1 protein-coding gene is annotated in these 222 nt (G+C 44.1%); it reads left to right on the forward strand.

Annotated features, from left to right (window positions below; genetic code table 11):
- Nucleotides 1-222: DUF961 family protein (locus LJE11_RS19675; RefSeq protein WP_227296464.1), on the forward strand; the 222-nt coding region annotated here is incomplete at both ends.

Genomic DNA, 222 nt, shown 5'->3' on the forward strand with positions numbered 1-222 from the left:
GAACTCTTGAATTTGCAGGCGAAAGCGAGCCAGTCTTTGAAAGAGATAAAAATAATCGCAGGGTCTTAGCCAGACGAAGCTATAACCTTTATTCCGACGTACAGAAAGGCGAAAATGTTGTGGTAGAAATTCCCGTGCAGGCTGGCGAAAAGAAGTTCAAGTATGAGCAGAAAGTAAAACTTGTCAATCCGAAGTTATACGGCAGAGGTTACGCAATCGGGG

The sequence above is a fragment of the Blautia sp. DFI.1.216 genome (genome assembly GCF_020594215.1).
Taxonomy (GTDB): Bacteria; Bacillota; Clostridia; order Lachnospirales; family Lachnospiraceae; genus Blautia_A; species Blautia_A wexlerae.